Below are 26,523 nucleotides of genomic sequence, written 5' to 3' on the forward strand. Positions count from 1 at the left end.
CCACCCCCCCTCCGCCCCCCCCCCCCCCCCCCCCCCCTCCCCCCCCCCCCCCCCCCCCCCGCCTCCCCCCCCCCCCCCCCCCCCCCCCCCCCCCCCGACAGGGGTTCCCGCCCGCCGCCGGAGGGAGAGGGCCGGCGGCGTACGCGGGTCCGGGGGAGCGTCCCGGCCGGCCGGTGCCGGGCCGGGACCTCCCGGTCTCGGTGGTTCGGGGCTGCGGGCCGCGACCGGTCAGCCGGTGGCCGGCGCGAGGGCCAGCCCCCGGCCCGAGAGCGCGGCGAGGGCGAACTCGCCCTCCACCGTGGCCTCCACGTCGAACGCGTGCCGTTCGGTGGGCGGATAGCCGATCAGCTCCGCGGCCCGGTTCGGCACGGGCGCCGCGGCCGCCTCGCGGGACTCCCACAGCAGCACCGCGCCCCACCGGCCGGTGGCCTCGTCGGAGATCCAGAACTTCAGCCGCAGCCCGGGCATCCGGGCGAAACGGTCCACGGCCTCCTCGCGCAGGAAGTCGCGCAGGGACGCGATGGTCTGCGCCGAGCGGCCCAGGTCCCACCAGACGATCACCGCGTGCACGTGCCGGCCACCTCCGTCAGCAGCGAGCCGATGATGCGCGGCCCGTCCACGGTCAGCACGGACTCGGCGTGGAACTGCATGGACGCGAAGCCCGGGGCGCGCAGCGCGTGCACCTCGCCCGTGGCCGGGTCCCGGCTCACCTCCACGGTGCCGTACACCGGGTGCTCGAAGCGGCCGGCGTCGCTGTGCGCGGCGAAGGTGTTGTAGAAGCCGACCCGCTCGGTGCTGCCGAAGAGGTCGATCACGTGGCGGGCGCCCTGGTTGGGGGCCGGACGGCGCCGCAGGTCCAGGCCGAGGAGTGTGCTCAGCACCTGGTGGCTGAGGCACACCGCGAGGAACGGCCGCCGCTCCTCCAGGAGCTGGGCCACCGCCGCCCGCAGGTGGGCGATCTTCGGGTGGGCCGTCTCGCGCGGGTCGCCCGGTCCCGGGCCCATGACCACCAGGTCGTGCGCGTCGAAGTCGTACGGCTCGTCGAAGCGCCGCACCGCCACCTCGCAGCCCAGCGACCGGATCTGATGGGCGATCATCTCCGTGAAGGTGTCCTCGGCGTCGACGACGAGCACCTTGCGCCCGGCGAGCGGCCCGGTGTGTCCGCCCGGCGCGGCCGGTTCCCGGAGCCAGAACCGCGCGATGCCGTCGTTGCGGGAGTCCAGCGCCTCGCGCACCGCGGGGTGGGAGCCGTACCGGGTGGGTTCGGCGTCCCCGAGCGCGGCCAGCAGGCCGGCGGCCTTGGCGCGCGTCTCCTGCACCTCGGAGGCGGGGTCGGAGTGGCGTACCAGGGTGGCTCCCACCCCGATGCGCATCCGCCCGTCCGCGTCGATGTCGGCGGTGCGGATCAGGATCGAGGAGTCGAGTGTGCGCCCGCCGGCCGCGTCCCGTCCGATCAGGGCGGCGACCCCGCTGTAGTAGCCGCGCCCTTGCGGCTCGTACCGGCTGATGACCCGGGCCGCGCTCTCCAGCGGGGAACCGGTCACCGTCGGGGCGAACAGGGTCTCGCGCAGGATGTCGCGCACATCGCGGTCGGTGCGGCCCTCGATGAAGTACTCGGTGTGCGCCAGGCGCGCCATCTCCTTCAGGTAGGGGCCCCGCACCCGGCCGCCCGCGGGGCAGATCCGGCCCATCATCTTCAGTTCCTCGTCGACGACCATGTACAGCTCGTCGGCTTCCTTCTCGTCGGCGAGGAAGTCCAGTACACCGGGCAGGTCGGGGCCGGAGGCGGGGTAGCGGTAGGTGCCGCTGATGGGGTTCATCACGGCGTTGCCGTCGTGGACGCTGATGTGCCGTTCGGGGGTGGCGCCCACGAGCGTGCGCTCGCCGGTGTGGATGAGGAAGGTCCAGTACGCGCCCGCCTCCCGTTCCACCAGGCGGCGGAAGAACGACAGGGCGGCGGCACTGTCGAAGTCGGGCAGCAGAGCGGTGAAGGATCGTTTCATCACGAAGTTGGCGCCCTCTCCGGTGCCGATCTCGTCGGCGACGACCCGGCGCACCGTCTCGGCGTACGCGTCGTCGTCGACGTCGAAGCGCTCCTCGGTCATCTTCACCGGATGGTCGGGCAGCAGCGTAAGGGCCCGCCGCAGTGGCAGCGCGGCCTGCTCGTCCACGCGCATCGCCAGCAGCGGGGTGCCGTCGTCGGGGGCGGCGAAGCCGCGCTCGGCCAGCTGCCGGTACGGGACGAGGGCCAGCAGCTCATGGCGGGCGCCGGTGCCCGCCGCCGCCTTCAGTTCCAGGCCGGCGAGCGTGTCGGCCCGTGTCACCTCGCCGGTCAGCAGCTCCAGGGTGTCCGGTCCCGCCGTCTCGGGACGGTGCAGCAGCGCGAACGCCCCCGCCGACCCGTCGAGGATGCGCGCCAGCAGGTGCTCGGCGTCCTCGTTCCTTGCCATGGTGTGGGTCCTTTCGCCGGCGACGGCCGTCAGTGGGCCGCCGCGGTGGCCGCGTCGAGTTCGGTCAGTACCGCCCGGGAGGTCACGACCCTCGCGGCGCGCTCGGCGGCGTAGGTGAGGGCCAGCCGGTGGTAGTCGGCGGAGAAGTCGGCCACCGCGTCGGCCACCAGGAACGCCTGGATGTCGTTCGTGTACGCCTCCACCGCGGTCATCAGGACGCCCACGTGCGCGTACACCCCGCAGACGATCAGCTGGTCGCGGTGGTGGAAGCGCATGCGCTCCAGCAGGTCGGACTTGAAGAAGGCGCTGTAGCGCCACTTGGTGAAGGTCCAGTCGCCGTCGTCCGGCTCCAGCGGGGGGACCACCCTGCGGTGCTCGGGCGTGGCCCGCATGCCGGGGCCCCAGAAGTCCTTGAGCAGGCCGCGCTGTTCGGGTGTCATGCTGCCGGGCTGCGCGGTGTAGGCGACCGGGATGCCCAGCGCCTTGCAGGCCGCGCGCAGGCGGGCCGTGTTGTCCACCAGGGCCCGGCCGGGTTCGGCGTCCCGGGGGAACGGCTTGAGGAAGTACTCCTGCATGTCGTGCAGCAGCAGGACCGCGCGCCGCGGGTCCACCCGCCAGTCGACGGTGTTCTCGGGCACCTCCTCGGCGGTGGGCATGGGGTAGGGCTCGACAGGGGGGATGCCGGGCATCGTGCGGTGGGTCCTTTCGTCGTCAGACACCGAGGGTGGCTCCGCCGTCCACGGTCAGTTCGTGCAGCGTGATGTGGCCGGCGGCGTCGGAGAGCAGGAACGCGACGGCCCGGGCGACGTCCTCGGGGAGGGCGACCTTGCCCAGCGGGATGCCCACCCGGTACTGCTCCGGGCGGCCCGCCACGGAGGCCCGGGCGGCGGTGTCGGCGGTGTGCATGCCGCGCAGCATCGGGGTGTCGGTGGAGCCGGGGGCCACCACGTTGCACCGGATGCCGTACGGCGCCACTTCGAGGCCGAGGCACTTGGTGAACGCGGTGGCGGCGGCCTTGGACGCGGCGTAGGCGGCCATGTCGGCGCGGGCCGTGCCGGCCGCGTTCGAGGCGACGGTGACCACCGCGCCGCGGCGGCGCCGGATCATGCGGTGGACCACGGCCCGCGACACGTGGAACACACCGGTGGCGTTGACGGCGAAGGTGGTGTTCCAGTCCTCGTCGGTCAGGGTGTGCGCGGGGCCCAGACGCAGCACACCCGCGGCGTTGACCAGCTGGTGCACCGGCCCGAGCCGGGTCTCGACCTCCTCGACGAGCCGTGCCACGGCGTCGCCGGAGGTGACGTCGGCGGCGAACTCGGTCACCGCCAGGCCCTCCTTGCGCAGCAGGGCGGCGGTCTCGGCCAGCCGTTCGGCGTCGCGGTCCACGGCCGCCACCGTCGTGCCCTGTTCGGCCAGCAGCCGGGTGATGGCCTCTCCGATGCCGCCGGCCGCCCCGGTGACCAGGGCGAGGGTTTCCTGCACGGTCGCAACCTCCGTACGTGGTGGGTGTCGGTGGGAAACGGGGGGACGGGCGCCGGCTCAGCCCCGCCAGGCCGAGGCCGCCTCCACGGCCTGGCGCGGGTTCAGGCGCGGGTCGCAGAAGCTCAGGTACTTGTCGCCGATGCGCTCCAGGCTGATGTCGTGCGAGACGCACTCGGTGACCGCCTCGGGCGTCGTCTCCAGGTGCAGGCCGGCCGCTGTGCCGCCGTGGGCGCGCACCGCCTCCTGGAACGCCCGGATCTCCTGCACGACGGTCTTGACCAGGCGGGTCTTCAGGCCGTCGGGACCGGTGACGGTGTTGCCGTGCATCGGGTCCGACAGCCACAGCACCGGGTACCCCTCGCGCGCGACCGCCTCGACCAGCGCCGGCAGCTTCTCGGCCGCGTTCTGCGCGCCCATGCGCGAGATCAGCGTGAGCCGGCCCGGGCGGCGGTGGGCGTCCAGCTTCTCGCACAGGGCGAGGACCTCCTCGGGCGTCATGCCCGGCCCGACCTTGACGGCCACCGGGTTGGAGACGGCGGCCAGCAGCGCGATGTGCGCGCCGTCCAGCCCGCGGGTGCGCTCGCCCACCCACGGCCAGTGGGTGGAGGTCAGCAGCAGCGAGCCGTCGGGTTCGCGCCGCAGCAGGGGCAGTTCGTAGTCGAGCAGCAGGGCCTCGTGGCTGGTCCACACCGGGGCGCCGAACTCCGGGCGGCGCCCCGCCGAACCGAGCCAGCCCAGGTAGTGCATGGTGTCGCTGGCGGCACGGTAGCCGGTGAGCAGGTGGCCCGGATCCGGGCGGCGCAGCTCCGCGTCGGGTTCGGGCCGGTTGACCATGTGGCCGCGGTACACGGGAAGTTCGACCCCGTGCACGGTCTCGGTCGGCTTGGAGCGGGGCTTGCCGAACTGGCCCGCGATGCGGCCGACCCGCAGGACCGGCTTGCCGGAGGCGAGCTTCATCGTCCCCGCGAGCATGTCCAGCAGCGCGGTCTTGCGGGCGACGTCGTCGGGGGTGGCCTCGGCGGGGTCCTCGGCGCAGTCGCCGGACTGCACGACCTGGAGGTGTCCCGCCGCGGCCTCGGCCAGCAGCGCGCGCAGCCGGTGTACCGCGTCCAGGTCGACCAGGGCGGGCATCCGGGACAGGTGGGTGCGGACGTCGGTGAGGCGGGGGTGGTCGGACCAGTCGGGCTGCTGGAGGGCGGGCAGGGAACGGAGGTGGGACTCAACGTCGATCATCAGATTCCCTCGGCAGAGCACGCCGGAGCGACTCCGGCTGATGGTGGGCGTGATCGTTCGCGAAACAACACAGGGCACGCGGGCACCGGCCCGTTTCCTCGCCCGGTGTTTCATCCGGCAGCGGCTCGTGTACGGCGCTGAGGCCGGGGTAGTGGGGGTGAGGGGGGCGCCGGCGTGTGTGCCGGAGGCGCCCCGTCGTGAACACCACTGTCCGGGACACGTGTGCGGTTCGGCAATGCTGTGACGCGTAGTCTGTCACGTACGGCGCGGAGGCTCGGACGGTGCGCGTCCTGCCGCGAATTCCCGCTGTAGCAAAGGGAGTTGGGGAGACCGGTCGGTACGCCTCCCGGGGTCACCGGCGGCGCCTCGTCGCGCGCGCCACCCCGGAAGGCCGGCGGGGGAGCGGGGGACGCCGGGGGCGCGTCAGCGCTCGCCCGGCTCGTCCGCCCTGATGTGGTCGTGGATCAGCGTGAGCCGGGCCAGGGCGACCCGGCTGGAGATGCCCAGCTTGGTGAAGACGTGCCGCAGGTGGCTGTCGACCGTGTGCGGGGAGATGCACAGGCGCTCGGCGACGGCGCGGTTGGTGAGTCCCTCGGCCACCAGGCGCGCCACCCGCAGCTCTGCGGGGGTCAGGCTCGCCCAGCCCGGGTGGACCGCGGCCGTGCGCCGGGTGCGGCCCACCGTGGCGGTGGCGGGGGAGGTCGGGCGGGGGGTCCGGTCGGCTGCGATGGTGTAGGTCACGTGAAAGACTCTTTCCGCCGGACCCGGGGGCGGCAACGCCGGGGCGGTCAGTCCGTCAGGTCCGAACGCGGCGGCCGGAGCGGTTCACGCACGGGGCGCGGTGGGTCACAGGCCGGCCAGCATGGTCTCCACGACGTTCGTCAGGGCCGTGCGGTCGGGCTGGACGCGGGCGAGCACACGCAGGCCGTAGTAGCTGCTCAGCACGTGGTGGGTGAGCGCCGTGGCGTCCCGTTCGCGGGTGATCTCCCCGCTGCGCTGTCCCTCGGCGAGGGCGGAGCGGACGGCCTCCTCCACGGTGGTGAAGTGACGCTGCACCTCCTGTGCCACCTCGGGGTCGGTGTTGGCCATCTCGATCGAGGCGTTGATGATGAGGCAGCCCTGCGAGGGCGGGTGCGCGAGGTCGATGTCGATCGCCTGCACCATCAGGCTCCGCAGCCGGTCCTTGACCGGGCCCGGCTGTCCCAGCAGCTCGGTCTGCACGGCGGTGTTGGTCTCGTAGTAGCGGCGCAGCGCGCGCAGGTACAGCTGCCGCTTGTCGCCGAAGGCGTTCGACAGGCTCGACAGTCCCATGCCGGTGGACTGGGCCAGGTCACGGGTGGAGGTCCCCTCGTACCCACGCTGCCAGAACGTGTTCATGACCGCGGTGAGGGCGCTCGTCTCGTCGAACTTCCTGGGCCTCCCCATGGAGCCAACCTAACCGTTTTGGATCGATTGCGCAAAAATTCGCGCGAAAAAGATCGCGGGGTCGAGGGGCGCGGTGGTGGCCGGCACGGGGAACGGCGGCGGGGGACCGGGGTGTGGTGAGCCCGGCCCCCCGCCGCCGCGGGGGTGGTGCGTGGTCACACGCTCGCGGCGGATTCGAGGTCCGCCGGGGCGGCGGCGGGGCGGTCGCTCTCCACGTGGTGCCGGTCGGTGACCCGCGCGACGAGGAGGGTGACCAGCGCGCCCAGCGTGAGCAGCGCGCCGACCCACATCGGGGCGCGGTAGCCGTAGGCGTCGATGCCGACGCCCGCGAGCCAGGAGCCGATGGTGATGCCCGCGCAGATCGTCGCCGTGTTCATGGTGTTGATCAGGGCCCCGCTGTTGGACAGGTTCATCACCCGCGAGGCCATGGCCGGGTTGAGCGGGAGTCCGGTGAAGCCCAGCAGGAACAGGGCGACGAGGGAGAGCGCCTGGTTGGTCGCGACGAGCGCGTACAGGCCCAGCAGCACGGTCAGCACCACGCCGCCCAGCCACAGGATGCGCATGGTGTGCGCGTCGGCCAGGCGGCCGAGGACGACGTTGCCGATGACGGTGCCCACGCCGTACAGGACGAACAGCAGCGGCACGATGTCCTCGGAGAAGCCCGCCATCTTGGTCAGCACCGGGGAGAGGTAGGCGAAGGTGGCGAACACGCCGCCGATCAGCAGGGCGTTGGTGGCGAAGGCGCCCCACAGCCGGCCGCTGCGGAAGACCGACAGCTCCGAGCGGACGTCCAGTCCCTCGGGGGCCGGGGCCCGCTTGACCGTGATCAGCACCAGCACCAGGCACAGGGCGACCAGGATGTCCACGGCCCAGAAGGCGGCACGCCAGCCCATGTGCTGGTCGATGAGGGTGGCCAGGGGCAGGCCGAAGACGTTGGCCACCATGAATCCGCCGAACACGATGGCCAGCGCCCGGCCGATCTTGTCCGGCGGGACCAGGTTGGCGCACACGGAGGCGGCGAGCCCGAAGAAGGCCGCGGTGGCCAATGCCGTGAGGATGCGGGCGATCACCATGATCCAGTATTCGGTGGACAGGGCGCCGATGGTCTGGCCCACCAGGAACAGCACCATCATGCTCACCATCGACAGCTTGCGGGGCGCCCGCATGAGCGCGAGCGTCATCGCCGGGCCGCCGAACACCATGCCGAGCGCGAAGACGGTGACCAGGTTGCCCGCGGCGGTGATCGAGACGTCGAGGCCGTCCGAGAGCGACGGCAGCAGTCCGGCCACCATCACCTCCGTCGTGTTCAGGCAGAAGATCGCGAGGCCGAGGACGAAGACTGCGAGAGGCATCAGAGGGCCGCCTTCCGGTCGCGGGGTGCTGACTGCATGTCGAAACCTTTCAAGTCGGCCGGTTGGCCTGGTCGTTGCTGCCGAGGTGAACGGTACACCTTTTTGATTCATCTGATCCAAAATCTGGGTTCAGTCTGTCACCTCGGACGCGCCGTGTCGAGCCGTGCCGCCTGCCGGCGGACACGGACGCGAAGAGGGGAGGCAGGCATCCGTGGGATGCCTGCCTCCCCGTGTGGCGGACCCGCGGCTAGGCGGTGATCCCGCCGTCGAGCACCAGGTCGTGCCCCACCGTGTACGCCGAGTCGTCCGAGGCGAGCCACAGCACCGCGGCCGCGGCCTCCTGCGCGCTGCCGATGCGGCCGAGGGGGATCATCGGCACGTAGCGCGCGTCGATGTCCGCGTCGGTGTCCCCCGGCTCGCGCAGCAGCTCGGTGCGGATGGGGCCGGGGCTGATGGCGTTGATGCGGATCCCCTCGCCGATGTGCTCCTTGGCCGCGGCCGCCGTCAGCGCCGTGACGGCGGCCTTGGTCGCCCCGTAGGCGCCCAGCGTGGGCATGGTGATGTGGGTGCCCGCGTTGGAGGCCGTGTTGACGATCACTCCTCCGCCCTGCCGGCGCATCTGGAGGATCTCGTGCCGCATGCACTGCCAGATACCGGTGACATTCGTCGCCAGCAGCCGGTCCCAGTCCTCCTGCCGGACGTCCACGATCCGCTCGACCAGCGTCATGCCCGCGTTGTTGAACGCGATGTCGACACGGCCGTAGAGCTCCACGGCGGTGCGCACCATCGCCTCCACACCGGCCGGGTCCGAGATGTCGGCGACGACGTGGGCGGCCGTGCCGCCCGTGGCCTCGATGGCGGCGACCGTCTCCTTCAGCCGCTGCTCGTTGCGGCCCGCGACACACACCGTGGCCCCCTCGCGGGCGAACGCCTCGGCCGTGGCCCGTCCGATCCCGCTGCCGCCTCCGGTGACGAGCGCGACCTTGCCGACGAAGCGAGCAGTCATGTTCCCATCCATTCCTCATGCGAAAACGCGGCGGCGCGCACCTCCCGCGCACCGCCCCCACACCACTGTGGCCCCGGCTCGCGCCCCGGCCATCCCGTATCCACGCCACTACCGGACCGGATGCCGCCGGCACCGGTCCCGCGCTCACCGCCCCGGCCGCTCCTCCGCCGGGGCGTCCGCCCCCGGGCTCCAGCTGTACCGGGGCGCTATCTCCAGCACGCGCAGCTCGTCGTCCTCGTCCCACTGCGGGGGAACACCGGCGACCGCGGGCCTGCCGGCCTCCAGGAAGAACTTGTCGAACCCGGCGGGAGTGAACAGGAACACCATGCGCGCCGCGTCCACGCCCGTGTTCCGGAACCGGTGCAGGGTGCCGCGGGGAATGAAGACGAAGTCACCGGCCTTGACCGTGATCAGGCGCTCCCCGTCGAGCACCTCCAGCTCGCCGTTGAGGATGTAGTACGCCTCGTCGGCGTCGAGGTGGACGTGCGGCACCGGGCCCGCGCCGGGCGGGATGGACGCCTCGCTGAAGGACAGCCGGCCGCCGGTGTTCTCCGAGGTGGCCTTGAGCGTGTAGGTGTCGCCCGACATCCAGATCTTCGGGCCCTCGCCGGCCGGCACGTGCAGCACCCGCGGTTCGAGTCCGGTCTTCGCCTCGGGGTGGACTTCCTCGTCGGCCATCAAGGGCTCCTCTGGTCGGTCAACGCGCCGCGCCGCCCGGCGGACGGCCCGGCGTTCGGGATTCCGTCCGAGTCTCGGCCGGGCGGGGCCGGACACACATCACGTGATCACGGGGTGCCCGCGGAGGAACACCGGCCCGCCGCCCGCACCGCGCACGTGTGCCCGCTCCCGTTCCGCACATCCCGCAGACACGTGATGCGGGATCCGGCCGCGCCCGCTGCAATGTCGGTGCACTCACCTGCCGAGAGGACATCGCCTTGCGTACCGCGCCACCGCACAGCACCCCCCACCGTGCACGGGAGCGGTCCTGATGCTCGACTCAGCGACCGTCGACGCCTACCTGGAGCGCATCGGGGCCAAACGCCCCGAGCGTGCCGATGCCACGGCCCTCGCCCACCTGCACGAACGGCACGTGCTCAGCGTCCCGTTCGAGAACATCGACTTCGCCTACGGCAGGCCCAGCCCGCCCATCGGCCTCGGCGCCCCCGCCCTCGAGAAGATCATCGGCCGCAACCGGGGCGGCTGCTGCTACGAACTCAACGGCGCCTTCCACGAGTTGCTGCGCGCCCTCGGGTTCGACGTCGTACCGCTGGCCGCCCGGGTCATGGAGGACAACGGCTTCACCCCGCCGCTCGGGCACATGGCCCTGCGGGTCCTCACCGAGGACGGCGACGGGCCGTTCCTGGCGGACGTGGGCTACGGCAACGCCTTCCGCCACCCGCTGCGGCTGAACGAGCGGCGCGAACAGGCCGACGCACAGGGCACCTTCCGGCTGACCGAGGCGGCCCACGGCGACCTGGACCTGCTGCGGGACGGCGCACTCCAGTACCGCCTGGAACAGCGCCCGCGGGAACTGGCCGACTTCGCCGCCATGACCTGGTGGCTACGCAGCAGCGAGGACTCTCCCTTCCTCACCCGGCAGGTGTGCACCCTGCCCACCGCGGAGGGCCGCGTCACCCTGGCCGGGCGCACCCTCACCCGCACCACGGGCGAGGCAAAGACCAAGGAACACCTCGCCGGCGACGCCGCGTTGCTGGCCGCCTACCGCACCGTGTTCGGCATCGAGCTGGCCTCCGTCCCGCCCACGGCCGACGCCCACGAGCACTCCTGACGTACCACCGATCCACGGAGACACCCACCATGACGCAGCAGCCGACCGGTCTCATCGACGTCCACCACCACGCGATCCCGCCCGCCTACGCCAAGGCGCTGGGCGACCGGGTCGCCATCCCCGGTGTCGACTACCCCACCTGGAGCGCCGAGGCGAGCCTCGACGTGATGGACCGCCACTCCATCGCCGCCGCCGTGCTGTCCATCACCGCCCCCGGCGTCACCTTCGCCGGCGGCGACGAGGCCCGCCGGCTGGCCCGTCAGGTCAACGAGTTCTTCGCCGGGACCGTGGCGGCCCACCCCGGCCGCTTCGGCGCCTTCGCCCTCCTGCCGCTGCCCGACGTCGCCGCCGCCAAGGACGAGCTGGCCTACGCCGTCGACGAACTCGGCCTGGACGGGATCGGGCTGCTGACCAGCTACGGGAACCGCTACCTGGGCGACCCGGAGTTCGAGCCGCTGCTCGCGGAGATCGCCGAGCGGGGCCTGCCGGTCCACGTCCACCCGGCCACACCGCCCGCCAAGGACCTGGCGACCTTCGATCTGCCGCCGTCGCTGTACGAGTTCACCTTCGAGACCACCCGTACCGTGGTCAGCCTGCTGTTCAACGGTGTGCTCGGGCGGCTTCCGCACCTCAAGCTCATCGTCTCCCACGCGGGCGGCACGCTCCCCTTCCTCGCCCAGCGCCTCACCTACGGGCCGACCATCGGCAAGTACCTCACCGACCGGGCCCCGGCCGACGTGATCGGCCAACTGCGCGGCATCTACTACGACATCGCCATGTCCGCCACCCCCTACGCGCTGCCCGCCCTGACCGAGCTGGCCGCCCCCGACAAGATCCTCTTCGGCAGCGACTACCCGTTCATGCCGGCCTCCCACACCACCGAGAACGTCGAGGGCTTCAGCCGCTACCCCGGCTGGGACGACCGGCAGCGCGCCGCCATCGGCCGCGGCAACGCACTGGCGCTGTTCCCCCGGCTCGCGGGGGCCTGATCCCGTAGCCCGCCGGCCGCACCGGAACCCCGCCAGGCGCTCCGCCGCGTCCTCGCGCACACCGAGTCCGGCGGATCCGGCCCGGCGCGCGCTCCGGCGGCACGACCCCGTGCGCCGGCCGGGGCGCGCGACACCGCACGGACAAGTGGCGTATGACTGGGTGGACTCGCCACCCCACCGCCGAAGGAGTCCGGATGACGGATCGTGCGGAGTCGATCGAATCGATGGAGCAACTCGCGCTGGTCTGGCGCACCATGGTGCTCGACCGCGATCCGGACGCCGATGTGCGGGACCTGCCGGGCATCGCCGTCCGCTGGGCCGACTGCCGGTTCGCGTTCTGGAACTGCGTCACGCTGACCGGGACCGACCCGGGCCCGGCACTCCTCGCGGAGCGCCTGCGCCAGGCGGCGGACATCATGCGGGCCAAGCGGCACCCCGGATTCCTGTGGCTCTTCGAGGACCTCCTCGACGCCGAGGCACGCGCCACGCTCCGGACGGCGGCCGGGCAGGCGGGCCTGGAGTACGCCTTTCCCGGCACCGGCATGGCCGCTAACCTCCTGCCCCTTCCCGAACCGGCCCACCCGGAGCTGACCTTCGTCCGCGTCACCACCGACGAGCACCTGCGCGCCTACGCGGACCTGAACTCGCGCGCCTACGGCTTCCCGCCGGAGGACGGCCGCGACGGGCTCCTCGGCTCCACCCTGTGGAAGAACCGGGTGCACGCCTACCTCGGCCTGCGGGACGGCGTCCCGGTGACCTGCGCCGCGACGGTGGAGGCGGACGGGCGGCTGTTCGTCGTGCTCGTCGCCACCGCACCGGAATGGGAACGCCGGGGCTACGGCGAGACGGTGACGCGCAAGGCCCTGTACGAGGGCGCCCGCGTCACCGGTCTGACCCGCGCCACCCTGCACGCGACGGCGGCGGGAGCGCCGGTGTACCCCAGGATCGGCTTCAGGCCGAACTCGCCGGTCGGCTTCTACGGACTGGCACAGTGACCCGTGCCGCCCGGACCGTCGCCCTGCCGCGGCGCCCGGCGGTCAGATGGTCATCGGCTCCTGCAGCCAGCGGCTGATCCGGTACGGCAGCCACCAGGCGAGCGGGCCGACGTCCAGGACCAGCCGCTCGCCCCGGAAGTCGTCCAGGACCGCGGCCGGCACGGAGTCCGCCGGTGCCCCGTAGGCCAGCCGCTCGATCGTCTCCGCGTAGTGCGGCTCGTCGGCGGTGAACCGGCGCAGCTCTCCCCAGCGGCGGTCCCGGATCTGCACGAAGCCGGGGCCCTTGCGCCACAGGCACTTGCACAGGTAGTGGCCCTGCCGCCAGCCGCGCAGCGCCTCGCCGGCCCCGGCCGGACCCTCGATGCGCCGGGGCGGCTGGAGATGACCGAGGACCTGCCAGGCGTCGGCGGGCGCCGCGGCGAGCCGCAGGTCCCACTCGACGAGGACGGCCCGCGCGGTCAGGTCCCGCACCAGGCTGAGCGCGGCCACCGCCTCGGCGGCCCGCGCCGGATCCGCGCCGCCGGCGAGGTCCACGGCGGCGGGCAGCCGTACCCGCCGGGCACCGAGTCGCCACAGCCGGTCGCTCTCGCCCTGCGGCGGACCGGACAGGGCGACCTCCCCCAGGAACATGCCGGGCAGCTCACACGCGGCGGGGTCGTAGTCGCGCCAGGCGAGGACGGCGGGCGGCCCCAGGGTGCTCGGTGTGCTCATCGGTGTGCTCCTCCTCGGGGCGCGGTCAGGCGTGGACGGGCTCGGCGGCCGCGGGCTCGGCCGCGTACGTGTGGCGCATGAAGTCCAGCCGCAGCAGGCCCTCGTTGACGGCGGCCGGGGCCAGGTGCACGTACTGCCCGCCGTCCGTGAAGACGATCCCGCGCGCGGCCCAGTCGTCCAGCAGCCGCCGCACCGCGGCCTCGTCCCGGGCGTGCCCGGGCGCCTTGTCCGCCGCCTTGCGGGTGACGGCGGCGACAGCGTGCGGCTGGTCGAGCAGACGGAAGACGGCCAGCTCGAAGGGGTCGGTCAGCTCGGCGGTGTGCCAGTCGAAGGCACGCCGCCGGGAGACCAGCACGATCCGGTCGCCCAGATCGGTGTGGGTCAGCCGGGCGTCGGCGTGGTGCTTCCTCCACGCGGCCAGCGCGTCGTTGAGCGCGGCGACGGTCGGCTCGCCGATGCCGCGTGCCGGAGCCTCGAACACATACGCCAGGTCGTGGAGTTCCGCCTCCGGCAGGTCGTAGGTGAACCGGTAGTGCTCCTCGGGCCTGAGGCCGGTGAAGCCCAGTTCCGGGCGCTCGAAGTAGGGGCTGAAGCGTTCGATGGCGATCCGGGCCGACAGGTCGACCGGGGGGTCGAGGTGTTCCAGCGCCGGTATCTGGGCGATGACCGGCTCGTAGTCCTCGGCCGTCTCGCCGGGGAAACCGTGCAGGTAGTTCCAGGCGACGGACAATCCGGTCTCGGCGCCGTCGCGGAGCATCCGGACGTTCTGGCAGCCGCTGACCCCCTTGTCCATCAGGTCCAGCACCCGGTGGTTGAGCGACTCGATGCCGGGCTGGACGTAGATCATCCCCGCGTCGGCGAGGGTGCGCAGCTGTGGGCGGCGCATGTTGGCCTTGATCTCGATGTGCAGCCGCAGGTCGTACCCGTCGGCCACGATCCTGGGCAGCACGGTCGTCAGGTAGCCCATGTCGAGGATGTTGTCCACGACGTACATGTCCAGGACCCGGTGGCGGCGGGCCAGTTCCACGATCTCCTCGTAGAAGGTCTCCGGGCTCTTGGAACGGAACTGCATGAACGAACCGTTGAGCCCGCAGAACGTGCAGTGGTGCTTCTCGCCCCACCAGCAGCCGCGGGCGCCCTCGACCACCAGCTTCGGCTCGACCCAGTGCCGGGCGGCGGAGGCGGCCAGGCGCTCGAAGTAGCCGCTGTAGTCGGGCGGCAGGATCGCGGCGGGCGGCAGCGGACGCGTGGCCATCGGATTGACCCGGCTCTCCCCGCCGGGACCCCGGTGGCACAGACCGGGCACGCCGGCGAGGTCCGAGCCGTCGGTGAGCGCGGTGAGCAACTGCGGGAAGGCCGCCTCGCCCTCGCCCCGCACGACGTGGTCGACGAAGGGGAAGTTGCGGTGCACGGCGGCGCCCTGGGCCCCGTCGCAGTTGGCCCCGCCCAGCACGGTCACGATGTGCGGGGCGAGCCGCTTGACCCGCCGGGCGGCGGCCAGCGCGGCGGTGTTCTGCTGGAAGGTGGAGGTGAAGCCGACGACGTCGGGCGCGTGGTCGACGATCCGCCGCGCGATCTCGTCCACGAACTCCGGGACCACCCGGTGCAGCGCGTGCGTCATGGCCATGCGGGACCTCTTCAGCTTCCCGCGCATCACCGACGTGAACTCCTCCTCGCGCCAGTGCGGATCGTCGTAGAGGGCCGAGGAGAACACCCAGTCCCCGCAGCCCATGAAGTAGGAGGACAGGGCGTAGTACTCGTAGTCGTCGCCGGTGAACGCGGTGCGCGCGGTGATCCAGTCGGTGAACGCGAGGTTGGCGTGCAGCACCTCGGCCTCGGCGCCGGGCACGCGCTCGTCCACGCTGCGTTTGAGGATCCCCAGCGCGAGGGACGGGAGGTCGATGGGCGACCAGGGCATGTTGACCAGCAGGACACGCATGTCGGCTCCTCGGGGAGGGGGGAACCGGCCGGCCCGGCGGTGCACCACCGGGCCGGCCGGCGGGGGTCAGTCCTCTTCCGCGTCCTCGGCGTTGCGGAACGGGACGGTGACGGTGATGCCGACGCTCGGCTTGCGGTTCTCCTCGTCACCCGCGAGCGGGTCGTTGTGGATGATGTCCTTCTGCATGCGGCGTTCTCCTCTCCGTGGGGTGTGCGGTGGTGCGGTGCTCCCCGCTCCGGGCGGAACGGGGCGTCGGGGGGTGGCGGCGGACCGGGCCGCGCAGTTCCCGGTCGAGGAAGACCACGGCCCGGCGCAGCACGGTGACGTGGTCGCCGCCGTCGTAGCCGTCGTGGCCGGAGTCGAGCCACAGCGCCTCGTGCCGGACCCCGGCGGCGCGCAGCGCGGCGAGGTAGCCGCGGATCTGGCCGGGCGGGCACTTGGCGTCGTGCGTGGCCGCCGCCACCAGCAGCGGGGCGCGGACCTCGGCGGCGTAGTGGATCGGCGAGCCGCGCGCGTACCGCTCGGGAACCTCCTCGGGCGTGCCGCCGAACAGGCGCTCGTCCAGGGCGCGCAGCGCGGGCGTGGTGGTGCGGTGGGCGGCCGCGCAGTCGGCGACCGGTTTGACCGCGACCCCCGCCCGCCACAGGCCCGGGCGGGTGCCGAGGGCGAGCAGCACCAGGTAGCCGCCCCAGGACGTGCCCCACAGGCCCACGGCATCGCCCCGGACCAGCCGGCGGGCGACCAGCTCCGCGCGCACGGACGCCAGGTCCGCGACCTGGGTGAGTCCCACGCCGTCCCGGTAGGCGCGGCGCCAGCGCGGCCCGTACCCGGTCGAGCCGCGGTAGTTCACACGGGCGACGGCGAAGCCGGAGGCCACCAGGGAGTGGACGACGCCGTCGTAGGCGTCCCGGTCGTGGTCGGCGGGTCCGCCGTGCACCAGGAACACCGCCGGGACTGGGCCGCGCGCCGCGTCGGGCAGTCTGAGCAGCGTGTGCACGGGCCCGTCCGGGCCGGGTGTCCACACGTCCCGGTGGGTGCCGGGGACCCGGTCGGGGAGCGTGGGCAGCTCCGGCAGGGCGGTGCCCCGGGTGGAGCACAGCCGGGGCGGGTGACCGGCGGCCGTCCAGAGGTAGTGCAGGTCGCCTCCGGGGCGGGTCGCGGCGTCCAGCACGGTGCCCGGCGGGGTGACGACGGGGGTGAGCGTGCGCGCGGCGAGGTCGGCGCGGTGCAGGGTGGAGCGGCCGTGCCGGTCCTGACGTACCAGGACGGACCGGCCGTCCGCGTCCCAGCGGGCCGTGATCTCCGTGTCGAAGGCGCACCACTCGTACGTGGTCAGCCCGGTGGCGGGCCGCCAGCAGGCCAGGACGTAGTCGTCGTCGCGGGCGCGGACCAGGAGCAGTTCCTCGGCCTCGGGGGCGGGCGCGAAGCCGAGGGACCACAGCCGGCCCCGGTCACCGGCGGGGAGGGCGGCCGGCGGTGCGCCGCCGCGATCGTTCCCGGGCGGGCCGGACCGTGCTCCGCTCCCCGCGCCGCCGCCGCGCAGGACCGCCTGGACGTCGCCCTCGCGGGTCAGCACGGTGACGGCGGCGGGTCCGGCGAGGGCGAGCAGCCGGCCGCCGGGCGTGATCCCGGTGAGGGCGACATGACCCGGCATCCGGGCCACCGTGCGGGCCGCGCCGCCGCGCGGGCCCACGTGCACGGCGGTGGTCCGGCCGTCGCCGACCGCGACGGCCACGGTGCCGTGGTCGCTCACCGCGAGGCCCCGGGGCAGCCCGGAGGGCACGTTCGTCAGCCCGGGCCGGTCGCTTCCGCCGGCGAAGGGCTGGAACCGCCAGCGCCCCGCGCCGTGCGCGTCCTCGTCGAACCACCACACGTGCGCGTCCCGGTCGACGGCACCGTGCAGGGTGCCGCGCGGGCGCCGGGTGACCTGCCGGGCGCGGCGGGTACCGGCGTCCCAGGCGAAGACCTCGCACCGTCCTCCGGCGTCGGCGGTGAACACCATCTTCGCCGGGTCGGCGGCGCACACCTCGGGCAGGGCGGCCCGGTACACCTGGTAGCCGCCGCTCATCCGGCCGCCTCCGCCGTGAGGGTGCCGCGCACCGGGCGCCGGGAGCCATGGGTGGCGAGCAGCACCAGCAGCGCACCGCAGCAGACCGCGGGCGCGGCGGGGGAGACCCGGTCGGCGAGCGCCCCGGCGAGGACGGGGGCGAGGGCGGCGGCGCCCGTGGTGGCGGTGGCCAGCACGGCGCCGGTCCGGGCCTGGAGCGCGGGCGCGGTGGCCTGGAGCGCACGGGCCTGGAGCACGACGGAGGCGAGCGGCATCAGCAGGCACACCAGGCCGAACAGCAGCCCGTAGGCCCACGCGTCGGTGACCGCGGCGAGGGCGGCGGTGAGCGGGACGAGCAGCCAGGTCACCCCGGTGACGACCCGCCCGGCGCCCCACCGCCTCGCCACGCGCGGCGCGGCGAGCGCGCCCGCGAGGCCGGCGGCCCCCGAGACGGCGAGGATCACGCCCAGGACGGCACCGGGGTGGCCCTCGCGCCGGAGCGTGAAGACGGCTCCGTAGTACAGCGCCACCACGACCCCGTTGACGACGGTGCCCCACACCAGGACCAGCCGCAGCAGCGGGGAGGAGCGCACCAGCCGCAGTCCGGCCGCGCCCTCGCGCAGCAGTCCGGCACCGCGCGGCGGCCGTTCCGGGGCCGTGAGGTCGGCGCGCATGGCGGACACGCAGACGGCGCTGACGACGTAGGACAGGGCGTCGGCGAGGAACGGCAGCGCGCGGGCGGCCTGGTAGAGGGCGCCGCCGAGCGCCGGGCCGGCGATCAGCGCACCCTGTCCGGCGGCGGTGAGCCGGGCGACGGCCCGGGGCTGTTCGGGGCCGGGGCAGACCAGCGCGACCGTCCCGCGTGCCGCCGCCTCGAAGCAGGCGGTCGCCAGCCGTTCGACCAGCACCGCGGCCAGGATCAGACCGAGCGGTGGCCTTCCGGTGGCCAGGGTGAGTGCCACGCAGCCCATGGCGAGCGCGGAGACGGCCGCCGACCCGACCATCACCGGTTTGCGGGCGCCCCGGTCCGCCGGGAGGGCGACCAGGGGACCGAGGAGCAGCCCGACGGCGGTGGAGACACCGGCGACGAGGCCGACGGTCTGGGGCGAGTGGCCCAGCCCCAGCAGGAGCAACGGCAGGACGGTGCCGGAGGCCTGGCTGCCGACCCCGTCGGCGGCGTCGGCCCACCACAGGAGCCTGAAGTCACGTGTGTCCGCCCGCTGGTGGGACGGTCGTGCGGATGACACTGGCCGTTCCACGAGGCACCTCACCAGTTGTGGCGAAATTGTGCAGAAAGTGTGGCGAGAGCGGAGTGAGCGGGATCGTAGAGGAGCGCGGAGAACCGCCACAAGACGCCGCGGCGCGTGGCCGGTTTCGTGCCGTGGGCAGGCCCGGGACCGCGGACGGGGCATCGGGGCGAAGGGGGACTGATCATTCCGTAACGGACGAGCGCGCCACCGCGCCCTCTCCAGCGGAAACCCCCTCGGCCGCCGCATCGTTGCCGGGCCGGCCCGGCAGGGCGGGCGAGCACGCGGGTCCGCCCTCCCGCGCTCCCGGGGCGCCGGTCCGGCCTCCGCTTTCGACCGAGAACGTTCGCCGCCGCGCAGTGCCCGCTACCGGGCGGCGGGGCGGGCGGACTCCCGGGGATCGTGGGCGCTGAAGACGGTCACCTCGTCCGCGTGGTCCCGGCCGGGCGCTGGAGCCGGTGGTGCGCGGCGTGCGGGAGTGGGGGACACGGCCCGCCGGGACCCCTCCGCCCGGCCACTGAACGTATCGGCCCCCGCCGGCGTCGATCTGCTGTGAAGACTCATGTGTGGAAACGCCGGCTCGTGCCGGTGGCGGCCGCCGCGATGCTGGTCGGTCCGACGGGTTGTTCGGTCCGGGACGCCGACTCCGGCGTGCGGACCGTCACGAGGAAGGTGCCGGTCACCCGGCCGGTCGGGGTGGGGGGCGACGGCCGCGTTCTCACCGTCGTGGTCGAGTCGGGCGGGTGCGACGGCCCTCCGCGGCTGGAGGTCTCCGAGACCGCCGGGGACGTCTCCCTCACCGCGCGGATCACCACCCGGACGGGGCGTGACGCGAAGTGCCCGGCCGTGGCCCGCCTGGGCCCGGTCAGGGCGGTCCTGCGTACGGCCCTGGGGGCGAGAACCGTGACCGACGCGACGAGCGGGCACCGGCTGTCCCTCCGCCGGGAATGACGGCCGGCCCGCCGTCGCGCGCCGGGGCCCGGAGAAGGGAACGAAACGGACGACGCCATTCTGCCCCGACGCTCTTCGAATGTGATTACGATCAAGCGGTGGCCTCGGGAAACACCCCGGCGGCCGTTGGAGGAGGGGGAGACATGAGCAGCATCTCGAGACGGTCCCTGATCGGTTACACGGGGACGACCGCCGCCGGCGCGGTGATCGCCGGTACGGCCTCGGCGTCGCCGGCCCAGGCCGCTCCGGCCGCGCAGACCGCCCAGGCCGCGTCGACGGGCACGGCGGCCGACTTCCCCGCGGGGACGCTCTTCACCGGCCGGGTGGACCGGAACACCGGCAACGACATGCCGTCCGAACTGCAGATCAAGTTCAGCGTCACGAACTCCGAGACGCCGGCGGCCTACGTCGTCACCCCGCAGGAGATCGCCGGCGCGATCAACGAACTGCTCGCCTCGCGGGGCTGGCCGGCGCTCACCTTCTACGGCACGCCGGCCCCCGCGCCGCTGAACTGACCCCGGCGCCCGCCCACCGCCCGTGACACCGCGGTCACGCGGCTGCGAGACTGGCCCGCGAGGGCCCACGGGTGGTGGGCGGTGAGGCCGAGGAGCCGGCGTGGTCGATCAGCACCGGGCCGTGCCGGGAATCCCGGCACCCGCCGACGTGTGGATGCTCGTACGGCACCGGCCGTCCGAGCTGCGCCGCTCCACCCGCGACCTGGCGGCGGCGCTCGCCGACGCCCACGGCCCCCGCTTCGCGGTCTGGCACACCGACGAACTGCTCTTCGGGGTCCAGGGCGGGCGGCTGACGCTGCGCACCCTCGGCGGCATGGAGCTGCCCGCCCCCAAGGTGGTGTGCGTCCGCCAGGTGGCCGGCCCCATGCGCGACGACCGTGAGGTGACCCTGCTGCGCCACCTGACACGCATGGGCAGCACCCTCGTCAACACGCTCGACGCCCAGCTCACGTCCCGCAACAAGATCTGGCAGCTCCAGGAACTCGCCCTGGCCCGACTGCCGGTGCCCGACACCCTCTCCTACGCCACCGCCCCGCTGGAGGGTGTCGTCCGCAGCCCCGGCCTGGACACGCCGTGCGTGGTGAAGTCCGTCGGCGGTGCCAAGGGCGGGCAGGTCTTCCTGGCCCCCGATCCGCGGCTGCTGCGGGAGGTGGCCGGCAGCCTCACCCAGGAGACGCCGTTCCTCTTCCAGGAGCACGTGGCCACCTCGCACGGCCGCACCCTGCGCGTCATCGTGGTCGACGGCGAGCCGGTGGGCGCCGTCCTGCACACCTCCCACGAGGGCGCCCTCGCCGCCAACATCGCCAAGGGCGGCTCGGCCACCCCGTGCCCGGGCCGTCATCCACGCGCGGAGGAACTGGCGGTGCGCGCGGCCCGCGTCCTGGGCCTGGACATCGCCGGGGTGGACCTGCTGTTCGCCGCCGACGGCGCCTACACCCTCTGCGAGGTGAACGCCGTGCCGGGCTGGCGCCCGGAGCTGACGGCGGTCGTCCCGGCCATCACCGCCTGCGTCGCCCGGCGTCTGTCCGCCCTCGACCGGACCGGCCCGCCCCGACCGTCCCCGTCGTAGCCGGACCCCGGACCCGGCGCCGCCGGGAGCGCCTCGCCCGGACCGCGGCCCGTCCCGCGGCTTCGGCCGTCACGCGCCCCGAAGAGGGGCGCCGGGCCGGTGGGCGCGGGATTCTGCCGGTAGGCATCGCGGCGGGCGGCGTGCATGTGCCGGCCGCGGCACACCATGCCGGCCGGCACGCGGCACTCCGGGCAGGGAAGGGAGTAGGCGCCCTGCCGGAACCGGGCGGCGGTCGCGTGCGCGGCGTCGTGGACGGCGTCGGCGGCCGACGACGGGACGACGGTGGTGAGCGGGGGTACCAGGCGCGGCCGCCGTTCCGGTGCGGGCAGCCGATCGGCGGGTGCGTGCGGAAGGGCACGTCCTCGGGGAGCCGGCACCGCCGCGATCCGTCGTTGGCGGACTCCTCGTTCCGCGCGGCCGGCGGAGTAGCCGTCGACTCCGTCACGGTCGTAGAAGTCGAGGGGCACGGGGTGTGCGGTGCTCATGGAGAGGCATCTCCTTGTCGTGTCGAGGGCGGGCCACCCTCGGTCGCCGTAACGCCGAAGTGCCGTTTCCCGCTACGACTACCCCGCTTTCGCTGGTCAAGGGCCGTGCACTTCGACGCGGGTGCGACCTCTTGCCGGCGGGACCCCTCAGCGGGTGGTGTCGGCGGGGCCGATCTTCTCGACCACCGTCTCCTCCGGGCCGATCGGACGTCCGTCGCCGGTGCGGATCTCCAGCGGGCCCAGCGGGCGCCGGTCGCGCCGGTCCAGGAGCCGTGAGTGCGCCTCCCCCGGGGCGAAGCAGTGCGCCTCGCCCCACTGGCGCAGCGCGACGATCACCGGGAAGAGGCCGCGTCCCTTCTCCGTGAGCACGTACTCCTGGTAGGGGCTGCCGTCCGAGGCGGGCACGGTCTCCATCACCCCGGCCCGCTCCAGCGCGCGCAGCCGTGTGGTGAGGATGTTCTTGGCGATCCCCAGGCTGCGCTGGAACTGGCCGAAGCGGCGGCTGCCGTCGAAGGCGTCGCGGACGATCAGCAGCGACCACCAGTCGCCGATGGCGTCGATCGACCGGGCGACGGGGCAGGGGTCGGCGTCGAGCCGGGTGCGGGCGACCATCGGGCTCCCCTCCTTCACATGCGGTTGCAACATGCTACCAGCGCGCCCTAGAGTCCGTCCGGTAGCAACTTGCAACCACCATGGGAAGGGTGCCGTATGCCGAGTGACTGCTCCACCGCGAGCGGACGGACGGCCCGCGACAGCGCGCTCGCACCGACCGGGCAGCCGCCCGCGCGCCTGGTCCTGCTCTTCGCCGTCGCCTGCGGCAGCGCGGTGGCCAACGTCTACTTCGCCCAGCCCCTGCTGGTCACCCTCGGCGAGCGCTTCTCGCTCGGCCCGGGGCTGCTCGGCACCCTGGTCACCGTCACCCAACTCGGGTACGCGGCAGGACTGTTCCTGCTCGTCCCGCTCGGCGACCTGGCCGACCGGCGGAGGCTGATCACGCTCCAGCTCGGCCTGCTGTCCGCCGCCCTGCTGGCGGTCGGGCTGGCGCCCGGGGCCGCCGCGCTGCTCGCCGCCCTCGCGGCGGTCGGCGCGCTCGCCGTCGTCGCCCAGACGATGGTCGCCGCGGCGGCCCACCTCGCGGCCCCCGCCTTCCGCGGCCGGGTCGTCGGGGCGGTCACCAGCGGGGTGATCACCGGCATCCTGCTGGCCCGCACGGTGGCGGGCGTCCTGGCCGACCTGGCCGGCTGGCGGTCCGTCTACCTCTTCTCGGCCGCCCTCACCGCCGCGCTCGCCGTGCTGTTGCGCCGCGCCCTGCCGGCCGGCGGCCCGCCCCCGGCCGCCCGGCTCCCGTACCGGAGCCTGCTCGTGTCCACGGTCGCCCTGTTCGCCCGCCACCGCCTGCTCCGGGTCCGCGGCACGCTGGCACTCCTCGTCTTCGCCGCGTTCAGCACCCTGTGGAGCAGCGTCGTCCAGCCCCTCAGCAGCCCCCCGTGGTCGCTCTCGCACACCGCCATCGGCGCGTTCGGGCTCGCCGGGGCGGCCGGCGCCCTGGCCGCGGGCGTCGCCGGCCGGTGGAACGACCGGGGGCTCGCCCGGCGGACCACCGGCGGAGCGCTGGTCCTGCTCGCGCTGTCCTGGCTCCCGCTGGCGTTCACCCGGCAGTCGCTGTGGGCGCTCGCCGTCGGAGCGGTCCTGCTGGACTTCGCCGTCCAGGCCGTGCACGTCACCAACCAGACCCTCGTCCACGCCGTGCGCCCGGACGCGGGGAGCCGGATCATCGGCGGCTACATGATCTTCTACTCGGCCGGCAGCGCCCTCGGCGCCACCGGCTCCTCCCTGGCGTACGCGGCGGCGGGATGGACCGGGGTGACCGCCCTGGGAGCGACCTTCAGCTGCGCCGCCCTGCTGCTGTGGGCGACGACCCGCACCCCGTGAAGCCGGCGCCGGCGAGGCGGTCGCGTCGTGGGGGACGGCGCCGACGGTCCACGCGTCGTGGGACCGGCGTCCGCTTCGGGGGCGCGGGTGGGCCGGGCGGCCCGATGGTGCGCGACGTGTGGCCGCCGGACATCGACGCCATGCTCGCCACCCCGTACGACATCCGCGGCCACCGGCCGGTCCTGTTCGGCGCCCGCTCCCTGGACGAGGCCGACGACACCTTGGCCGCCTTCCTGGACGATCCCGGCCACGACAGCGCACCGCGCCGGCGCCCGGCTGCGGACCCGGCCCCGGACTCGGGCTCGGGGGAGACCGGTGCCGCCGCCCGCCGACGGGCGCTGCGTCCCGGTCGGTGCCGCCGCCGGCCGCGGGTACGGGCCCCGGCCGCGGTCCTCGGATCGCGCGGCCGCGCTCGCAGGCAGGGGCCGCCAGGTGACGTTCCGTCATGCGCCGGCCGGTGTCCGTTGCGCGGGGAGGCGTACGGGAGACGTCCGCGTCCAGCATCGCGCATGAATGGTCTGGACCTTGACAGGTTCAGACCAGCAGGGATTGAGTGACCGGCACGCCATGGGGGCCCGCCGAGGTGCTCGGCGCGCCGCGTCGAAGGAGTGAGCAGCGCTGAAACGCATCAAGAGGTTCCTGACCGCACTGGGCGCCGCCGTCGCCGCGGCCGCCTTCCTCCCCGCCGCCCTCACAGTCGCCGCCGCACCCGCGGCGGCGGCCGGGGACGCGCCCGCCTGCGCGCCGTCGTGGAGCGCCACCACCGCCTACCCGTCCGGTGGCACCGTCTCCCACCACGGGCGCAACTGGAGCGCCAAGTGGTGGACGCAGAACGAGAATCCGGGCGCCACCGGCGTCTGGGCGGACCGGGGTGCCTGTGCCGGAGGGGTGTCGGACTTCGTCATCAGCGAGGCGCAGTTCGACACGATCTTCCCGGAGCGCAACCCCTTCTACACGTACCAGGGGCTGATCGACGCCCTCCACGCCTACCCGGGCTTCGCCAACACGGGTACCCCGCAGACCCGGGCGCGGGAGGCCGCGGCCTTCCTGACGCACGCGGACTTCGAGTCGGTCGGGCTGCGGTACGTCAAGGAGATCAACGAGGCCAACTACTGGCGCAAGTGTGACGGCAGCCGGCCTTACGGCTGCCCGGCGGGGCGGGAGGCGTACTACGGCCGCGGCCCGATCATGTTCAGCTGGAACTTCAACTACAAGGCCGCCGGTGACGCGCTCGGCCTGGACCTGCTGCACGACCCGTGGATGGTGGAGCGCGACCCGTCGGTGGCCTGGCAGACCGCCCTTTGGTACTGGAACACCCAGAACGGTCCCGGCACGATGACCTCCCACGAGGCGATGGTCGGCGGCGCGGGCTTCGGCCAGACCATCCGCTCCCTCAACGGCGCGCTGGAGTGCGACGGCGGCAACCCGGAGTCGGTGGCGTCGAGGGTCGCCCGGTACGAGCGGATCACCGCGATCGTCGGTACGGCACCGGGGTCCGGGCTCACCTGCTGACTCAGGCCGCTCCCGGTTCCTCCCCGTCCCCGGCCCCGGTCCTTCGGAGCCGGGTCCGGAAGGCGGCGTCACGGCCGGTGCCCGCGTAGGTGACGTGTGCCCGTCCACGTCACGCAGGCGCGGAGATTCATCGCGCGGACGCGTCGCAGACGGCCCTCATCGGAGAACGGCCGTCGCAATCATCCCGGTTGGCGGCGTGGCGGGCACGTGGCCGGCGCTCCTGCGGAGCGTCCTCGCGCGCCGGCGGGTCCTCTACGGTCTCTGGTCTAGACCTTGACAGGTTCAGACCACCCGGCTTAAGTGTGGTGGCCCCCCATGGCGGTGTCGCCCGTCGGCGACACCGCGCCGAAGGAGCTGATCGCGTGATCAAACGTGTCATGAGCCTGCTGGCCGCCCTCGTGGCGGCCGTCGCCACGCTCGCCTTCCTCCCCGCCGCCACGGCCGCAGCGGCCACCTGCGCTCCTGCCTGGAGCGCCTCGTCCGTCTACACGGGCGGCGGCACCGCCTCGTACAACGGGCACAACTGGACCGCGAAGTGGTGGACGCAGAACGAGCGTCCGGGTGCCTCGGACGTCTGGGCCGACCAGGGCGCCTGCGGATCGGACGGCGGCGGCAACCAGCCCGGCCCCTCGGGTTTCGTCGTCAGCGAGTCGCAGTTCAACCAGATGTTCCCGAACCGGAACTCCTTCTACACCTACAGCGGTCTCAAGGCGGCGCTGAGCGCCTACCCGGCCTTCGCCAACACCGGCAGCGACACGGTGAAGAAGCAGGAGGCGGCGGCGTTCCTCGCCAACGTCAGCCACGAGACCGGCGGACTCGTCCACATCGTGGAGCAGAACACCGCCAACTACCCGCACTACTGCGACACCACCCAGTCGTACGGCTGTCCGGCCGGCCAGGCCGCCTACTACGGCCGCGGTCCCATCCAGCTCAGCTGGAACTTCAACTACAAGGCCGCCGGTGACGCCCTCGGCATCGACCTGCTGGGCAACCCCTGGCAGGTGGAGCAGAACTCCGCCGTGGCCTGGAAGACCGGCCTGTGGTACTGGAACACGCAGTCCGGCCCCGGCACCATGACGGCCCACAACGCCATGGTCAACGGCGCCGGTTTCGGTGAGACCATCCGCTCCATCAACGGCACCCTGGAGTGCAACGGCGGCAACCCCGCCCAGGTCCAGAGCCGTATCAGCAAGTACCAGGCGTTCGTCCAGATCCTCGGCACCACGCCCGGCTCGAACCTGAGCTGCTGAGTTCGGCCACCGCGAGGAGGAGGGGTCGGGGGGGGGGGGGGGGGGGGGGGGGCGAGGTGGGTTTTTTTTTTGTGTTGTCCGCGCCCGCGTTCGGGGGGGGGGGGAGGGGAGGGGGGGGGGGGTGGGGGGGGGGGAGGGTGGTCT

At 73.7% G+C, this 26,523-nt stretch carries 24 protein-coding genes; 9 read left to right on the top strand and 15 right to left on the bottom strand.

The window, feature by feature from the left end; translation table 11 throughout:
* Positions 1-228: 228 nt before the first annotated feature.
* The 10 genes from ACZ63H_RS34995 to ACZ63H_RS35040 form a co-directional block, all read right to left on the bottom strand.
* Positions 229-570, bottom strand: a complete 342-nt coding sequence (locus tag ACZ63H_RS34995; RefSeq protein ID WP_469872097.1) for a hypothetical protein — start codon at positions 568-570, stop codon at positions 229-231.
* Complete coding sequence (locus ACZ63H_RS35000) at positions 558-2,450, bottom strand: anthranilate synthase family protein (protein ID WP_469872099.1); 1,893 nt, start codon at positions 2,448-2,450, stop codon at positions 558-560. The genes ACZ63H_RS34995 and ACZ63H_RS35000 overlap by 13 nt, the downstream gene beginning before the upstream one ends.
* Positions 2,451-2,479: 29 nt before the next feature.
* Positions 2,480-3,139, bottom strand: a complete 660-nt coding sequence (locus ACZ63H_RS35005; protein ID WP_469872100.1) for an isochorismatase family protein — start codon at positions 3,137-3,139, stop codon at positions 2,480-2,482.
* Positions 3,140-3,161: 22 nt separating this feature from the next.
* Complete coding sequence (locus ACZ63H_RS35010) at positions 3,162-3,932, bottom strand: 2,3-dihydro-2,3-dihydroxybenzoate dehydrogenase (protein ID WP_469872101.1); 771 nt, start codon at positions 3,930-3,932, stop codon at positions 3,162-3,164.
* A 57-nt stretch (positions 3,933-3,989) separates the two neighbouring features.
* A complete protein-coding gene (locus ACZ63H_RS35015) occupies positions 3,990-5,165 on the bottom strand; it encodes a 3-deoxy-7-phosphoheptulonate synthase (RefSeq protein WP_469872103.1) in 1,176 nt (391 codons plus the stop codon).
* 423 nt (positions 5,166-5,588) lie between these two features.
* Positions 5,589-5,906: a helix-turn-helix domain-containing protein gene (locus ACZ63H_RS35020; RefSeq protein WP_469872104.1), complete on the bottom strand. Its 318-nt coding sequence runs from the start codon at positions 5,904-5,906 to the stop codon at positions 5,589-5,591.
* A 105-nt stretch (positions 5,907-6,011) separates the two neighbouring features.
* The gene (locus ACZ63H_RS35025; RefSeq protein WP_469872105.1) at positions 6,012-6,590 is read right to left on the bottom strand and encodes a TetR/AcrR family transcriptional regulator; all 579 of its coding nucleotides are present in this window, start codon (positions 6,588-6,590) and stop codon (positions 6,012-6,014) included.
* 155 nt (positions 6,591-6,745) lie between these two features.
* The gene (locus tag ACZ63H_RS35030; protein WP_469872107.1) at positions 6,746-7,942 is read right to left on the bottom strand and encodes an MFS transporter; all 1,197 of its coding nucleotides are present in this window, start codon (positions 7,940-7,942) and stop codon (positions 6,746-6,748) included.
* Positions 7,943-8,189: 247 nt separating this feature from the next.
* Positions 8,190-8,948: an SDR family NAD(P)-dependent oxidoreductase gene (locus ACZ63H_RS35035; protein ID WP_469872108.1), complete on the bottom strand. Its 759-nt coding sequence runs from the start codon at positions 8,946-8,948 to the stop codon at positions 8,190-8,192.
* 144 nt (positions 8,949-9,092) lie between these two features.
* Entirely contained in the window at positions 9,093-9,626 is a 534-nt protein-coding gene (locus ACZ63H_RS35040) for a quercetin 2,3-dioxygenase (RefSeq protein ID WP_469872110.1), read from the bottom strand.
* A 310-nt stretch (positions 9,627-9,936) separates the two neighbouring features.
* On the opposite strand from ACZ63H_RS35040, the gene ACZ63H_RS35045 reads away from it, so the two are divergent.
* The 3 genes from ACZ63H_RS35045 (at position 9,937) to ACZ63H_RS35055 (ending at position 12,721) form a co-directional block, all read left to right on the top strand.
* Complete coding sequence (locus tag ACZ63H_RS35045; protein WP_469872111.1) at positions 9,937-10,737, top strand: arylamine N-acetyltransferase family protein; 801 nt, start codon at positions 9,937-9,939, stop codon at positions 10,735-10,737.
* 29 nt (positions 10,738-10,766) lie between these two features.
* Complete coding sequence (locus ACZ63H_RS35050) at positions 10,767-11,726, top strand: amidohydrolase family protein (protein WP_469872113.1); 960 nt, start codon at positions 10,767-10,769, stop codon at positions 11,724-11,726.
* Between the two features lie 194 nt (positions 11,727-11,920).
* A complete protein-coding gene (locus tag ACZ63H_RS35055; protein ID WP_469872114.1) occupies positions 11,921-12,721 on the top strand; it encodes a GNAT family N-acetyltransferase in 801 nt (266 codons plus the stop codon).
* Positions 12,722-12,763: 42 nt separating this feature from the next.
* On the opposite strand, the gene ACZ63H_RS35060 is transcribed toward ACZ63H_RS35055, so the two are convergent.
* From ACZ63H_RS35060 to ACZ63H_RS35075, 4 genes are all read right to left on the bottom strand, one after another.
* Positions 12,764-13,432 (bottom strand): DUF5825 family protein, encoded by a 669-nt coding sequence (locus tag ACZ63H_RS35060; RefSeq protein WP_469872115.1) that lies wholly within the window; start codon positions 13,430-13,432, stop codon positions 12,764-12,766.
* Positions 13,433-13,457: 25 nt separating this feature from the next.
* Complete coding sequence (locus tag ACZ63H_RS35065; RefSeq protein ID WP_469872117.1) at positions 13,458-15,371, bottom strand: RiPP maturation radical SAM C-methyltransferase; 1,914 nt, start codon at positions 15,369-15,371, stop codon at positions 13,458-13,460.
* 145 nt (positions 15,372-15,516) lie between these two features.
* On the bottom strand, positions 15,517-17,439 hold the full coding sequence (locus tag ACZ63H_RS35070; protein ID WP_469872118.1) for an alpha/beta hydrolase family protein: 1,923 nt from the start codon (positions 17,437-17,439) through the stop codon (positions 15,517-15,519).
* Positions 17,436-18,677 carry an MFS transporter gene (locus ACZ63H_RS35075; protein WP_469872119.1) on the bottom strand — a complete coding sequence of 414 codons (1,242 nt, stop codon included), beginning with the start codon at positions 18,675-18,677 and terminating at the stop codon, positions 17,436-17,438. Before ACZ63H_RS35075 ends, ACZ63H_RS35070 begins: the two co-directional genes overlap by 4 nt.
* A 570-nt stretch (positions 18,678-19,247) precedes the next feature.
* Here ACZ63H_RS35075 and ACZ63H_RS35080 point away from each other — a divergent pair.
* The 3 genes from ACZ63H_RS35080 to ACZ63H_RS35090 all read left to right on the top strand — a co-directional run bounded on the left by ACZ63H_RS35080 (position 19,248) and on the right by ACZ63H_RS35090 (position 21,200).
* Positions 19,248-19,616, top strand: a complete 369-nt coding sequence (locus ACZ63H_RS35080; protein ID WP_469872121.1) for a hypothetical protein — start codon at positions 19,248-19,250, stop codon at positions 19,614-19,616.
* A 143-nt stretch (positions 19,617-19,759) separates the two neighbouring features.
* The gene (locus tag ACZ63H_RS35085) at positions 19,760-20,131 is read left to right on the top strand and encodes a hypothetical protein (RefSeq protein WP_469872122.1); all 372 of its coding nucleotides are present in this window, start codon (positions 19,760-19,762) and stop codon (positions 20,129-20,131) included.
* Positions 20,132-20,231: 100 nt separating this feature from the next.
* Complete coding sequence (locus tag ACZ63H_RS35090; RefSeq protein ID WP_469872123.1) at positions 20,232-21,200, top strand: RimK family alpha-L-glutamate ligase; 969 nt, start codon at positions 20,232-20,234, stop codon at positions 21,198-21,200.
* 632 nt (positions 21,201-21,832) lie between these two features.
* Here ACZ63H_RS35090 and ACZ63H_RS35095 read toward each other — a convergent pair.
* A complete protein-coding gene (locus ACZ63H_RS35095) occupies positions 21,833-22,297 on the bottom strand; it encodes a winged helix-turn-helix transcriptional regulator (RefSeq protein ID WP_469872125.1) in 465 nt (154 codons plus the stop codon).
* Between the two features lie 96 nt (positions 22,298-22,393).
* On the opposite strand from ACZ63H_RS35095, the gene ACZ63H_RS35100 reads away from it, so the two are divergent.
* The 3 genes from ACZ63H_RS35100 to ACZ63H_RS35110 all read left to right on the top strand — a co-directional run bounded on the left by ACZ63H_RS35100 (position 22,394) and on the right by ACZ63H_RS35110 (position 26,379).
* Entirely contained in the window at positions 22,394-23,617 is a 1,224-nt protein-coding gene (locus tag ACZ63H_RS35100) for an MFS transporter (protein ID WP_469872126.1), read from the top strand.
* 618 nt (positions 23,618-24,235) lie between these two features.
* Positions 24,236-25,129 carry a glycoside hydrolase family 19 protein gene (locus tag ACZ63H_RS35105; RefSeq protein WP_469872129.1) on the top strand — a complete coding sequence of 298 codons (894 nt, stop codon included), beginning with the start codon at positions 24,236-24,238 and terminating at the stop codon, positions 25,127-25,129.
* Between the two features lie 362 nt (positions 25,130-25,491).
* Complete coding sequence (locus ACZ63H_RS35110; RefSeq protein ID WP_469872127.1) at positions 25,492-26,379, top strand: glycoside hydrolase family 19 protein; 888 nt, start codon at positions 25,492-25,494, stop codon at positions 26,377-26,379.
* Positions 26,380-26,523 lie beyond the last annotated feature (144 nt).

The sequence above is a fragment of the Streptomyces sp. NPDC104831 genome (assembly GCF_055583025.1).